This is a genomic window from Fodinicola feengrottensis, assembly GCF_039530045.1.
Lineage (GTDB): Bacteria > Actinomycetota > Actinomycetes > Mycobacteriales > HKI-0501 > Fodinicola > Fodinicola feengrottensis.
On the sequence record NZ_BAAANY010000007.1, the window covers coordinates 310,062 to 323,626 of the forward strand.

Annotated in this window: 11 protein-coding genes; 3 read left to right on the forward strand and 8 right to left on the reverse strand. The window is 67.9% G+C overall.

From position 1 onward, the window contains the following. The first annotated feature begins 4 nt into the window (after nucleotides 1–4). Nucleotides 5–439, forward strand: a complete 435-nt coding sequence (locus ABD301_RS09715; protein WP_163573404.1) for an SRPBCC family protein — start codon at nucleotides 5–7, stop codon at nucleotides 437–439. A 74-nt stretch (nucleotides 440–513) separates the two neighbouring features. Here ABD301_RS09715 and secA read toward each other — a convergent pair whose 3' ends face one another. Next, the gene (secA, locus tag ABD301_RS09720; RefSeq protein ID WP_344309118.1) at nucleotides 514–3,345 is read right to left on the reverse strand and encodes a preprotein translocase subunit SecA; all 2,832 of its coding nucleotides are present in this window, start codon (nucleotides 3,343–3,345) and stop codon (nucleotides 514–516) included. Between the two features lie 322 nt (nucleotides 3,346–3,667). Here secA and ABD301_RS09725 point away from each other — a divergent pair, with 322 nt between their 5' ends. Both ABD301_RS09725 and ABD301_RS09730 read left to right on the forward strand, forming a co-directional pair. Continuing rightward, complete coding sequence (locus ABD301_RS09725; protein ID WP_163573414.1) at nucleotides 3,668–4,246, forward strand: GNAT family N-acetyltransferase; 579 nt, start codon at nucleotides 3,668–3,670, stop codon at nucleotides 4,244–4,246. Continuing rightward, a complete protein-coding gene (locus tag ABD301_RS09730) occupies nucleotides 4,189–4,647 on the forward strand; it encodes a GNAT family N-acetyltransferase (protein ID WP_279583134.1) in 459 nt (152 codons plus the stop codon). The genes ABD301_RS09725 and ABD301_RS09730 overlap by 58 nt, the downstream gene beginning before the upstream one ends. 115 nt (nucleotides 4,648–4,762) lie before the next feature. On the opposite strand, the gene hpf is transcribed toward ABD301_RS09730, so the two are convergent. From hpf to ABD301_RS09765, 7 genes are all read right to left on the reverse strand, one after another. Further along, complete coding sequence (hpf, locus tag ABD301_RS09735; RefSeq protein ID WP_425551907.1) at nucleotides 4,763–5,497, reverse strand: ribosome hibernation-promoting factor, HPF/YfiA family; 735 nt, start codon at nucleotides 5,495–5,497, stop codon at nucleotides 4,763–4,765. 269 nt (nucleotides 5,498–5,766) lie between these two features. Continuing rightward, the gene (locus ABD301_RS09740; protein WP_344309084.1) at nucleotides 5,767–6,510 is read right to left on the reverse strand and encodes a ComF family protein; all 744 of its coding nucleotides are present in this window, start codon (nucleotides 6,508–6,510) and stop codon (nucleotides 5,767–5,769) included. A gap of 637 nt (nucleotides 6,511–7,147) precedes the next feature. Continuing rightward, on the reverse strand, nucleotides 7,148–8,854 hold the full coding sequence (locus ABD301_RS09745) for an LpqB family beta-propeller domain-containing protein (protein WP_344309086.1): 1,707 nt from the start codon (nucleotides 8,852–8,854) through the stop codon (nucleotides 7,148–7,150). 109 nt (nucleotides 8,855–8,963) lie between these two features. Further along, entirely contained in the window at nucleotides 8,964–10,616 is a 1,653-nt protein-coding gene (gene mtrB, locus ABD301_RS09750; RefSeq protein WP_344309088.1) for an MtrAB system histidine kinase MtrB, read from the reverse strand. A 1-nt stretch (nucleotide 10,617) separates the two neighbouring features. After that, nucleotides 10,618–11,307, reverse strand: coding sequence for an MtrAB system response regulator MtrA (gene mtrA, locus ABD301_RS09755; protein WP_163573408.1), 690 nt, complete (start codon nucleotides 11,305–11,307; stop codon nucleotides 10,618–10,620). A gap of 89 nt (nucleotides 11,308–11,396) precedes the next feature. Then, on the reverse strand, nucleotides 11,397–12,440 hold the full coding sequence (locus tag ABD301_RS09760) for a hypothetical protein (protein WP_344309091.1): 1,044 nt from the start codon (nucleotides 12,438–12,440) through the stop codon (nucleotides 11,397–11,399). Further along, the gene (locus ABD301_RS09765) at nucleotides 12,437–13,030 is read right to left on the reverse strand and encodes a hypothetical protein (protein WP_344309093.1); all 594 of its coding nucleotides are present in this window, start codon (nucleotides 13,028–13,030) and stop codon (nucleotides 12,437–12,439) included. The genes ABD301_RS09760 and ABD301_RS09765 overlap by 4 nt, the downstream gene beginning before the upstream one ends. Nucleotides 13,031–13,565 lie beyond the last annotated feature (535 nt).

A 13,565-nucleotide genomic window follows, 5' to 3' on the forward strand; every position in this document is an offset into this window, starting at 1 on the left:
CCTAATGGCACGGGCATATTTCAGTACGGTGATGGGAAAGTCGGCGGACGCGGTGTGGTCCGAGATTCGGTCGTTCGACGACTACGAATGGGCCGGGACGGTCAGTGAGACCGCGATGGAAGACGGCCGGCCCGGTGACGCGGTGGGTGGGGTGCGGCGCATTGTGGCCGCCGACCGGCAGATGCGGCAGCGGCTGCTCGCGCACTCGGACGTGGATCGCAGCTATACGTACGAATTCTGCGACCCCAATCCGTATCCAGTACGCGACTATCGAGCCACTCTGCGAGTCACACCGGTCACCGACACCGGTCAGGCTTTCGTGGAATGGTGGGCCACCTTCGACTGCGCGGAACACGAAATCGACAAGTGGACGAAGCATTTCGAGCAGACCGGTTTCGCCACCTGGCTCGGCTCCCTGCGTACTCGCCTCCAGGCCTGAATTTCGCCAGTCAGCGTATAAAAAAGCAATGCCACATTATTGACCATCAATAATGTGGCATTGCTGTTTGACGATTAGGATGGGTCAGCGGAACCGTGGCAGCGCTTGTATTTCTTGCCGGAGCCACAGGGGCAGGGCGCGTTGCGGGGGGTCTGCTTGCCGCCGACCTTCTGGCCGGGAGACGCCTGCTTGCCGGTGGTGACGGTGGAGCGGGTGCCGCGCGGCTGGTCCTGGACGGCCGGCATGATGATTGTCGGCGCCTCCGAGTCCAGGCTCGGCGCTGAATACTCCATCCGCTGCGGGGTGTGCGGGCCAAGGCCCTTCGCGGACAGGTGCGGGGCGTCGGCGTGGCCGTTCTCGGTGTGCTCGGCGGCTTCGGCCTCGTCCTGCTGGACCTGCACCTCGACGTTGAAGAGGAAGCCGACAGCGTCCTCCTTGATCCCGTCCATCATGGTCTGGAACAGGTCGAAACCCTCGCGCTGGTATTCCACCAGCGGGTCCCTCTGCGCGTACGCCCGCAGCCCGATGCCCTCCTGCAGGTAGTCCATCTCGTACAGGTGCTCGCGCCACTTGCGGTCGAACACCGACAGCAGCACCTGCCGCTCCAGCTCACGCATCGGCTCGGAGCCGATCTGCGCCTCACGCTTTTCGTACGCGTCGTGGGCGTCCTCGCGGATCTTGGCGACCAGGAACTCGGCGTCGACCGCTTCCCGCCCGCCGGCCTCATCCTCCAGCTCGGCGAGAGTGGCCGACAGCGGAAAGAGCTGCTTCAGCGCGGTGACCAGGCCGTCCAGGTCCCATTCCTCGGCGTAGCCCTCGTTGGTGGCACCGAGAATGTACGCCTCGATAACGTCGTCGATCATGGTCCGGATCTGATCGTGCAGGTCAGCGCCTTCGAGGACCTTCTTGCGCTGCTTGTAGACGACCTGGCGCTGCTCGTTGAGCACCTCGTCATATTTCAGGACGTTCTTGCGGATCTCCGCGTTCTGCTGCTCCAGCTGCGTCTGCGCGGTCAGGATCTGCCGGGTGACCAGCTTGGACTCGATCGGCACGTCGTCCGGGATGTTGAAGCGATCCATGATCGCCTCGACCGCGTTCGCGTTGAAGCGCTGCATCAGGTCGTCACCCAGCGACAGGTAGAACCGGGACGCCCCCGGGTCACCCTGCCGGCCGGACCGGCCGCGCAGCTGGTTGTCGATCCGCCGCGACTCGTGCCGCTCGGTGCCAAGGACGTAGAGGCCGCCAGCGTCCAGGACCTCTTCCGCCTCCGCGGACGACTCGGCCTTCGCCTTCTTGAGCGCGCGTTCGTACGCCTGCGGATAGTCCTCGGACTCCGGGTCGATGCCGCGGTTGCGCAGCTCGCTCTCGGCCGAGTCCTCCGGGTTGCCGCCGAGCAGGATGTCGGTGCCACGACCGGCCATGTTGGTCGCCACCGTGACCGCGCCGAGCCGGCCGGCCTGCGCGACGATCTGGGCTTCCTTCTCGTGGAACTTCGCGTTCAGCACCTTGTGGGCGACCCCGCGGCGCAGCAGCATCTCCGACAGCACCTGGGATTTCTCGACACTGACCGTGCCCACCAGGATCGGCTGGCCGGCCCGGTTCCGCTCGACGATGTCCTCGACGACCGCGTTGTACTTGGCCAGCTCGGTCTTGTAGATGACATCCGGGCTGTCCTTGCGCTGCATCGGCTTGTGGGTCGGGATCTGCACGACGCCGACCTTGTAGACCTTGTGGAACTCCGAGGCCTCGGTGTACGCCGTTCCGGTCATGCCGGACAGCTTGTTGTACATCCGGAAGTAGTTCTGCAGCGTGATCGTGGCGAGCGTCTGGTTCTCGTCCTTGATCGGCACCTTCTCTTTGGCCTCGATGGCCTGGTGCATGCCCTCGTTGTAGCGCCGGCCAGCCAGGATGCGGCCGGTGTGCTCGTCGACGATCAGCACCTCGTCGTCGATCACGACGTAGTCGCGGTCCTTCTTGTAGAGCGAATGCGCCTTCAGTGCGTTGTTCAGGTAGCCGATCAGCGGCGTGTGCAGCGACTCGTACAGGTTGTCGATGCCGAGTTGGTCCTCGACCTTGGTGACGCCGTCCTCGTGGATGCTGACCGACCGCTTCTTCTCGTCTACCGAGTAGTCGCCGGTCTGCGGCGTCTTCTTCACGCTGTCGGCCGCCTCGCCGCGGACCAGCTTGGGCACGATCCGGGCGAACTCGGAATACCAACGGCCGGACTGCTCGGCCGGGCCGGAGATGATCAGCGGCGTACGGGCCTCGTCGATCAGGATCGAGTCGACCTCGTCGACGATGCAGAAGTTGTGACCGCGCTGGACGAGCTCCTCGCCGGACCACGCCATGTTGTCGCGCAGGTAGTCGAAGCCGAACTCGTTGTTCGTGCCGTACGTGATGTCGGCGTTGTACGCCTCGCGGCGCTCGTCCGGGGTCATCTGGGCCAGGATCACGCCCACCTTCAGGCCAAGGAAACGGTGCACCTGGCCCATCCACTCGGCGTCCCGGGAGGCCAGGTAGTCGTTCACCGTGACCACGTGCACACCCTCGCCGGATAAGGCGTTCAGATACGCCGGGAGGGTGGCGACCAGCGTCTTGCCCTCACCGGTCCGCATCTCGGCGATGTTGCCCTTGTGCAGAGCCGCGCCGCCCATCAGCTGTACGTCGTAGTGCCGCTGGCCGAGGACCCGTTTGGCCGCCTCGCGTACGGTCGCGAAGGCCTCCGGCAGCAGGTCGTCCAGGCTCTCGCCCTCGTCGTGTCGCTCGCGGTACTCATCGGTCTTGGCAGCGAGTTCCTCGTCGCTCAGGTCGAGGAACTCGTCTTCGATCGCGCTGACGGTGTCCGCGAGCGACTTGAGCCGGCGCACGATGCGGCCTTCGCCGACGCTGAGGATCTTCTGAAGGATGGGCACGGATGACTCTCTCGCATTGGTGGCAGCAGCAGGCAACACCCCGATGGACGGGGTGACGCGCCCCCATCGTATGCCGAACAGGACACGCCGCTACGCCCGATGGACAACACGGCGACAATTCGCCTCCAACCAGGTCCGATCCGGCCGGTGGCGGGAACTCACGCGACAGGCCGCACGTTGGGCGGCAGGATCCTGTGGATGGACGACCTGACAATCGCCACCGACGGCCTGGTCCTTCGGCCACCCACCGAAGCGGACATCCCGGACATCGTCGCGGCCTGCTCCGACGCGCTGACTCAGCGCTGGCTCCCGAACCCTGCCCGCGCCATACCAGGAAAAGGACGCCCATGCGTTCGTCACCTCCAGCGCGCCGGCGCTGATCGAGCGAGGTGGCCGGACGTGGTCGGTGCTGGATGCCGGCACCGGACGGCTGCTGGGCAATGTCGGCGTGCCGCGGGTCGCGCCCGCCGACGGGGTGGCTGAGGTCGGCTACTGGGTGGCGCCGTGGGCGCGCCGGCAGCGGGTCGCGGCCCGGGCTGCCGTCGCCGCGACGAAGTGGGCCTTCGCACACGGTTCCGGCCGGGTCGAGCTGATGACTGACGTACGGAACACACCGAGCCAACGGGTGGCGATCGCGGCCGGCTTCGTCCGCGAGTCGGTCCGTACGAGCGCCGGCACCGACCGCGACGGCTCCCGAACGGACCTGATCTGCTGGCGCCGACTGCCCGGCGACCCGGACGGCCCGTCGAAACGGCTGCTCCCCGACCTGCGGCCGAGGGTCTCACCGACGGAGTCGTCCTCATCCGTACGCCCGTTCCCGGCGACGCTCAGGGTTTGTTGGAGTGTCAGCGGGACGCGCAGACCCAGCGCTGGCTGTTCCAGCCGCGTGAGCTGACCTTGGAAACCGTGGGAAAGCGGATCGCCGAGGCGGAGGCGAACCTGCTCGGCGGTCGCTCGGCGCAGTTCAGCATTGTGGAGGTGGCGACCGGTGCGGTCTGCGGCGACTGCACGGTTGGCCTGGCGATGCCGGAGATCGGCCTCGCGAACCTCGGTTACATGGTGCATCCGGCTTTTCGCGGCCGCGGCTATGCGACCCGAGCGGCTCGGCTCGCGGCCGACTGGGCGATGACCGTGCCGGCCATTGGCCGATTGGAGGCCAGCGCGGTGGTACGGAACGAAGCGAGCCTTCGTGTCATCGAAAAGGCCGGCTTCACCTACGAAGGTGTGCTGCGCGGCTTCCTGCCGAATCCAGTGGGACCCCGCTGGGACACCGGCGTCAGCTCCCGAACGAGGTGACTTTTCCCGGTGCGCAAGGACCCCTCACCTCGGCGTAGGGGGCCCTTGCGGCCGGCGAAACACCTAACAGTCTTGCCGATTGCCTGATTTTTGGCCTTACTGAAGGATAAAAACGCTACATCCGGGCGGCGCCGACGGCGCTGGCTGCGTCAGCGTACGACATGGCTTCGACCAGTCGGATGACGCCGTAGTCGTAGCCCTTTCGCCTATACACCACGCTTGGGCGCCCGGAATCCTTGTCATGAAAGAGAAAGAAGTCGTGTCCGACCAGCTCCATCTCGAAGAGAGCCTGGTCGATGGTCATCGGATCGGCGCCGTGTTCCTTTTCCCGGACGATCCGTCCCGGTCCGTCGCCAATGTGCTCGAGTTCCAGCTCGTCGTCCGTCAGGTCCATGACCGCGGACGTCACCGCCGTGCCGTTCCCGGACGGTTGCAGGTCGGTGTTCTGCTCGAGACCGGCCAGCGACTGGCCCACTCTGGCCTCGATGCCCGCGGTCGCCTCGGCGACCGAGGTGGGGCGGCGCAGGCCGCGGTGCACGCGGCGGCGGTCGGCGGACCGGCGGAGCCGGCCTTCCAGCTTGCCGATGGCCGAGTCCAGTGCGGAGTAGAAGTCTCCGGCGCAGGCTTCGCTGCGCACCACCGGACCGCGGGACTTGACAGTGATCTCGACCCGCTGACACGACGCCGCCTGGCGCCGGTTGGGTTCGTGGAAAAGCTCGACATCGATTCTGATCAGTTTGTGGTCGTACCGTCCGACTTTTTCGAGCTTGTCACTGGCGTGCTGGCGGTAATGGTCAGGTACCTCGACGTTACGGCCCTTGACAACAATGTCCACGCGTGACCTCCACATCTGATAGTGCCGGTTCGCATTTGTGCCCGGCTAGACGTTGCGGATCCCCCCGGAAACGCAGCGGGGATAAAGAGTGCTGGCCGCCTCCTCCCGCGCACCAGATGCGCTCTCTCGAGACTGAAGTAGTTCCGGACAAATGACGCTAACGGGTATTCGGCCTCCCGTCACCCCCCAGCTGTAAATCCACTGTCCGCATCGAGTGTCATCCACATGACCGGTCCGTTTCAATAGCCAGCCACCCCCGAGTCACCTCGCCTCCACCTGCAAGATCAGTCTGCGTCGGCCACCGCCGATCCGATATGCGCGAACCGTTTGACCGTCGCCGCGACGACGGCGGCGTGGCTCGGGGCAGCACCGGCGCCGGTGAGGACGCGACTGACCTCCGCGAGGGTCGCCCCGGTGGTGACCAGGTCATCGACGATGACGACCACACAGTCCTGTTTCAGCGCCGCCCGCGCACTTCTTCGTACCGCGAACGCACCACTGCGGTTCGCCGCCCGCTCGGCCGACGACAAGCCGGCCGAGTCCGGTCGCGGCCGCGCGACCAATGCGTCGAGCACCTGGCAACGCTGCCCGTTGGCGCGCAGCCGGCGGCCCACCTGGGCAGCCAACGGCCGCAGGTGGTCGCCCCCGCGCGCCCGCGCGGCGGCTGCCGTAGACGGCACCGGCACGAGCAGGATCTGTGGCCGGACGGACTGCTGCGACACCGGCCGATCTGGGCACCCGGCCAGCACCGCACTCGCCAAAGCCTCGCCGAGCGACCTCGCCAGCCGATGCCGGCCACGCTCCTTATATGCCAACAGAACCGCGCGCGGTGGACCCCCATAACTTGTCACCGCAAAACAACGAGGCATCCCCTCCGGGCACGGCGTCGGCACCACCTCCTGTGCTGGCTGCCGCAACCACCAGCCACACCTCTCGCAAAGTGCCGCGCCCGGCAGCCGGCAACCCGCGCAGCGGGTCGGAAACACCAGGTCGGCAAGCGCCTTCAGAAGATCCAGGATGGTGGTCATGCCCGCAATCTTCGCCGGGTTTGTGCGCCTCTTCCTGGTTGGAGTTCTTTTCTGTGGACGAAAAGTGACACTGTGGATAACCGGGTCTTTGTAAAATTCCGTGTTAAGGCGGGTATTCAGGTGTCACTTGAGTCGCAGGGGTAACCGGCGGTCCGGCGTACAGGACGCCAATCCCAAGATGTGGACCAGAATCCGGTCAGGCACATTCCGCTGTTCTTAGTGGGACCGGTGGGATCAACTTTCACCGCCAGTGACCAATTTTCGCGAACATCGCCACCCACCATGTCCGTTTGTAACATTGTTGCCCATCCAGAACCCTCGCCGCCCTGTACCCAAGCCGCACCCCACCCGTCGACCCCGTTCTTCCTTGAGGCTCCGCCCCAAGGGCACCCCACCCGCTGCACAATCGGATTCCGATTGTGCAGTTCTACATAGGGGTGCGGCGCGAAACTGTCGTACCCACCCCGAAAAATCGCCCCCACCCAGTGACGGGTGGGGGGCGGGTTCGAGGACCAATGTTCAACTAAAAATCAAGGTCCACCTCTCGACCCGCCCCCGCCCGTTCAAAGGGAGGGGGAAAGAAAAACAGACACCTACGACAATTTCGCGCCGCACCGGGTGAAAAGCGGGAAGAAAATCAGCCGGGATAGAAGACGCCCGTGCCGGGGATGAGGTGGCTGTTGTCGGGAGAGGCCCAGCCGCGTTGGAAGGATTGGTAGACGTAGCCGCCCGAGGTGACGAGGGTCCGGTTGGGGACGGCGGCGATCTGGGTGGGTACGTCGTGCAGGCCGACGGCGAGGGTGATCTGTTCGCCGGAGCCGTCGGCGACGATCTCGTTCTGGACGACTTCGCCGCGGCGGCCGATGGTGAGCAGGGCATTGTCGCCGGTCCACGCGACGTCGGTGGCGCCGGTGAGTTTGCTGGAGATGACCCGCAGGCTGGTCACGGCGGCGCTGAAAGTGCCGGCTTGGAAGACGCCGACCAGCACTTGGCCGACCGATCCGTCCGAGACCACCAGGGCCAGGTGGACGCCGTCGGGGGCCAGTCGTACGGCCACCAGCCGGCCGGATTTGCCGAGGATGGCGGCCAGTCCCGGGGCACCGGCGGTGATGACGGGGTGGTCCATCGGCGCGTAGCCGATTTCGCGGCCGTCGACCGCGGCCAACGCGCCGCTGTGGTCCGGTTCCCAGGTCGGCGCCGAGACCGTTCCGGCGGTTAGTACGGGACGCAGCGGACCGGCGGACGGGCCGGTGAACAGGGTCTGCCGGCCGCCGGCCGCGGACCGGACCATCGCGACCGCGCCGCCGTCGATGGACATGGCGGCGGAGCGTACGCCGGTGGCCGCGGACACCGCGGAAGGCACATCTGGTGCATCCGGCGCGTCCAGCACCTTCTGCACCACCCCGCCGACGATCCGGAACGGATCCAGATGGGCGGTGGCCGCGGACGGGTCGTACTGGTTCTGGATCTGCTTGACGGTCGCGCCGGTGCCGATCGACGTCACTTGACGACCGTCGACGAGCAGTTGTACGGACCCGCCGGCCACGCCGCCGACGGCGCCCTTCATGGACCAGACGAACTGCGCCACCATGCCGGCGACCAGGTTCTGCGGTGTCAAAGCGGCATCCGACGACACGTCGACGGCAACGTCCTGGTCCTCCTGGATGACGTTGCCACGCAGCCGGGTGCTCGCCGGGATCGCGGTCTTCACTGCCCCCGTCAACCACGGCGAAGGCCCGGCGATCAGCAGCCGCATCGCAGCCGTCCAGCGGTCGCTGAGCGAAGTTGAGGCGTCCAGATAACGGATGTCGGGCACCAGCCGCTGACCGGTCGGGTCGAGGAAATAGAGCGGCACCGGCACGTACGACTGGGAGAAGAAGTCGCTCCGGAACAGCACGTCGGCGGGTGGGTTGTCGATCCGCCACAGGCCGTCGGCGCGGTTGAGCTGGACGGTCACGTCAACGGTCGCCGGTTGCGGGGTGAAGGTGCCGTCGGCGTTCAGCAGGCCGACCTGGGAACCGGTGATGCGGACCTGGCCGGAGTCGGGCTTGCCGACCGAAGCCACCGCCGTCTGGCTGAAGACGCGTAGTGGCCCGGTCGGGGCCCAACGCTGGTTGGCCGGCGACAGGAAGTTCTTGGCCGCCGCATATGAGTTCTCCGGAGTGGTCGCCAACGCCAACAGGAAGCCCTCGACGCTCTGGACGGCCGTGCCGTCCTTGCGCGGCGCGGACGGCTCGGAGTGCACGTTGGACGGGTCCGGCTGGTCGGCGCCGCCGGGCGCGATCTGCCGGAGCACCACCGGATGCCCGGAGTCCGGGACACCACACGCGGTGAGCACGAGCACCGCGGCCACCACGCCGGCGACCAGCGCGGCCCACCGCCTAGTGGTCTGTCTAGGCGCACCGGGGAACCGCCCCCGTACAACAGAGGAATCCCAAACAGCAGACAGACCACTAGCCACGACTGACCTCGGCACTCGGGTGGGAGCTGGGCGGTCCGAACTCCAGCGGCAGTGGCGACTCGCTGATCTCGTCGCCGGCCCGCAGCGGCAGCGTCAGCCGGAACACCGCGCCGACACCGGTCTCGCCGTACGCCTGCAGCCACCCGCCATGCAGGTGGGCGTCCTCGCGAGCGATCGACAGGCCGAGGCCGGTGCCGCCGGTCTGCCGCGCCCGGGACGGGTCGGCTCGCCAGAACCGGTCGAAAACGGTTTCAGCATCCTTCGGCGCGATGCCGACCCCGTAGTCGCGTACGGTCACCGCGGCCGTGTCCGCGTTGGCGGCCATCCCGATCTCCACCGGCCGGCCCTCGCCGTGTTCGACGGCGTTGCCCAGCAGGTTCCGCAGGATCCGCTCCACCCGGCGGGCATCCACCTCGGCGACCACCGGGCTCCGCGGTTGGTCGATGCGCACCATGCTGCCGGCCCGGGCGGCCAGCGGCGCGATGGCCCCGACCGCCCGGTTGACCAGTTGGCGCAGGTCGTGCGGCTCGGACTCCAACACGGCGAAACCGGCGTCGTAGCGGGAGATTTCCAGCAGGTCGGTGAGCAGCAACTCGAACCGTTCCACCTCGTTGTAGAGCAGCTCCGCGGACCGCCGGGTCTGCTCGTCGAAGTCGGACCGGACCGAGTGCAGCACCTCGGCCGCCATCCGGATCGTGGTCAACGGCGTCCGCAGCTCGTGCGACACGTCCGACGTGAACTGTCTCTGCAGGCGGGACAGGTCTTCGAGGGCCAGGATCTGCCGTTGCAGGTTGCCGGCCATCTGATTGAACGAGGTGGCCAGCCGGGCCAGGTCGTCCTCGCCGTCCACCTGCATCCGCTCGGCCAGCAGGCCGGCGGACAGCCGCTCGGCGGTCCGGGCCGCCACTCGTACTGGCTGCACGACCTGCCGGGTGACCAGCGCGGCGAGGCCAACCACCAGCAACACCAGCAACCCACCGGTTGCCAGCACCGCGTTCTGTACGAGCGTGATCGTCGTCTGCAGTTCGCTGAGCGGGAAGAAGTAGTAGAGCGCGAACGTGCCGGAGTCGGTCACCACCGGCGCGCCCATCACCAGGTACGGCGAGGTGCTGGCGTCGATTTTGGAGGCGAGCCTGGTGTATTGGTACGCCAGCGCGTCGCTGTTGGTGACCTTGTCCGCCAGTTCCGCCGGCACGTTCGCCCGGCTCGTGTCCAGCTGCCGGGACCACGCGGCCAGGAGCTGTGGATCCGCCGGCTTGAGCAGCACGCCGTACTCGCCGGCGTCGGCACCCGCGTTGCGCGCGGACGAGGACAGCGCGTTGTCGATCTGGGACACGGCGTTCTGCACAGCCGGATCGTTCGGCCCGCCGAGCGTCTGCAACTGCTGCAGCGTGTACTGCTGGCCGGACACGACCTCCTCGGACGCGCTCCGGATCTTGCTGTCCAGCAGGCCGTTGGTGATCTGCTTGATCAGCACGAACCCCAGGACCAGCACGATGATTCCGCAGATCAGCAGGGTCGTGGTGGTGATGCGGACCTGCAGGGACCGGCGCCAGAGCCGCAGCGCCCGGCTGGCCCCGAGCCGCAGCCACCGCACCGGCGACCGGCTGGCCTGCGGACGGGTCGAGGCTGGCGCCGGCTCCATCTCAGTGCGGTCCGGCTTTGTAGCCGACACCGCGTACGGTCAGTACCACCTCGGGCCGCTCCGGGTCCCGCTCAACCTTCGCCCGCAGCCGCTGGACGTGCACGTTGACCAGCCGGGTGTCGGCCGCGTGCCGGTAGCCCCAGACCTTCTCCAGCAGCACCTCGCGGGTGAAGACCTGACGCGGTTTGCGAGCCAGCGCGGTCAGCAGGTCAAACTCCAGCGGCGTCAGGCCGATCGGCGCGCCGTTCCGGCTGACGCTGTGCCCCGGCACGTCGATGGTGACCAGCGAGTCCGGCGGCCCGATGGTGAGCTGCTCCGGCACCCCGTCGTCGCTGCGCCGCAACCTGGCCCGTACCCGCGCGATCAGTTCCTGCGGCTTGAACGGCTTCACCACGTAGTCGTCCGCGCCGGACTCCAGGCCTCGTACGACATCGTTGGTGTCGCTGCGGGCGGTGAGCATCACGATCGGTACGTCGGATTCGGCCCGGATGGCCTGGCAGACCTCGATGCCGCTCATCCCAGGCAGCATCACGTCGAGTAACACCACATCCGGGCGGTCCTCGCGGAACGCCGCCAGCGCCCGCTCGCCGTCAGCCACAAAGGATGGGCTGAAGCCCTCTCCCCGCAGGACGATGCCCAACATCTCGGCGAGTGCCGGGTCGTCGTCGACCACCAGTACGCGTGCTTTCATGTCGACATCGTGGCACTTCCGCAAACCTGAGGCGCAGCAAACCACCCGGTCTGTGTCGTCACGGTCCGTTCGTACGCCCTTCAGGGCTCCTAACTGTCCGTCGTGGCCGGAACAGGTCGGCGGGGCCTGCGCCGTGCGGTGGCCTGCCGCTGCCGGACTGGCGGTGGTGGGAGACGGCCCGCGTCGACGGCTTCGCGGTACGTGTAGGTGCGGTCCTCGGCCGGCAGCGAGACCGGGCCGACCCGGGCCGCGGCACCAGCTCGGCGTACGTCGGCGCCGGCAAGTCCCGCCGCGACGGCCTGTTGCCGGGCCTGCCTGGCCCGCTGGTCGTCGGTGACCTTCTGCTCCAGCGAGTAGATCTCGTGGGTGAAACCGAGGCAGCCGATCTCGGCCTGGACGATCGCGCTGTTGCGGGCGAGCTCGGCCAGGTCGGAGCCCAGGAGAGACTCCCCTTCGTACGGCGCCGGCGCGATCAGCACCACCTCGCCGGCCGCTTCTCGCGCGTACTGCAGGGCAAGGCCGTCCCGCCAGATCAGCCCAGCCAGCGCCGGGACGCTCGGCCGGCCGGTGGCGTCCGCGACCGACTCGGCCAGCTCCGGCCGGCCGGCGACCAGCCGCTCCAGCGGCCGGCGCAACTCGTCCTCGATGCCGTCGGCGGCGAACAGGTTCAGCCGGTCGACGATCAGGGCATCGGGCAGCCGCGGCAGCGTCACGGTCGCCACCGGCGGTCGCAAGACGGGGTTGTTGAGATGGTCGGCGACCGCTTCGGCGAGCTGCCGGCCGGTCACCGCCGGCCGGTCCTCGGTGTCCGGCAGCGCGCCGGACGCGAAGATCCGAATCGCCAGCGCCGGCGCCGCCAACACGAAACCGGGTCGGTCCTGCTGGACCCGCTCCCACCCGTCCACCAGCCAAGCCAGCAGGTCGCGTCGACTGCCGACCTGGACGCCGCGGGCCCGCAGCTGGCCGATCGCGGCGGCGATCCGGGCCGGCGGCGGCTCCACCGGGCGTGGTTGGGGCGCCACCGACCGGACGCTGGACAGGGGCGGGAGGTGTTCGCGCAGCCAGTGTTGGTGGCCGAAGGTGTCGATCTCGACGCCGCCCGTCCAGCCCGCATAGCCGTCCCAGCCGGTCATCGGGCCGCCTCCAGGTCCGGTCGTACGCGCAGATGGATCTCCCAGGTCCACGGCTCCATCAGGTAACCGGCGTCTTCCCACACGTCGAGCTGGATGACGCCGTGGGTGCGCTGCCAGCCGACCACGAACCCGGGATGCCCCATCATCAGGCCAGCCGGCGCGCCGTCCGGGTCCACCCAGACCGGCTCGCCGGTCGGCTGGCCGAGCCGCTCGGACAACTGCTGGACCGCTTCGTCCAGGGCGGCCCGCGCCTGCACCCGGCCGCTCGTGACGAGGTCGTCGGTGGCCGCTTCCTTGTCGAGCTCGACGCTCCAGATCCAGGTCGGCACCGGTCGTACGGCCGCCGGCGCCGCCAGCAGGTGCCGCCCGCTGGGCGACGTGAACTCCACTGACCGCAGGTCCTGGCCGGAGACCAGCTGCACCACCGCGACCGGATCCCAGCTGGTCACGGCGGCGATGCGGTTCGCGTACTCGACGCCGTACGGCTGGTCGAGGGGCTGCCAGCAAGCCGCCCAGTCCGGCACCGCCGCCAGATCCCGCACCACGCCGTCCAGCCGCACCCGACTGTCCTCGACCACGCTCAACGCCACTGTCGCCTCCACTCCCGTCCCGGTCCGAGGGTAGCGACCCCGGCCGGGGTCTTTGGTGGTACGAGGTGCACGGTGGGTTCAGGTTGGCTGGTAGTTGAGGTGGTGCCTGGTCGACGGGGACGGGCTGCGGGGGAGGTTCGTGGGGAGACGCCGCCGCGACGGAACGGCGGGGTCTTGTGCGCTCCCGCCCCGCAGGCCATGTTGTCGGGTGGGTGCTGTCCAAGGGCCGGTTGCACGTTGATGGGCACTTTGCTCGTACCAATGATTGCTTTGCTCGCTGCCTGTGACGGTCGATGTTTTGGTTGGTTGACGGGGTCTGTTGCGGGAACGGCGGCCCTGGTTAAGCGCGGTGTGTGCGGGGATGTGGGCGCCCTGGTTAAAAGCGGTGTGGGCTGGGGTGGTGGGCGCCCTGGTTAAGAGCGGTGTGGGCTGGGGTGGTGGGCGCCCTGGTTAAGAGCGGTGTGGGCTGCGGAGGTGGGCGCCCTGGTTAAGAGCGGTGTTTGTGAGGGTGCGGCGTCTCGTCTACCAGCCATCA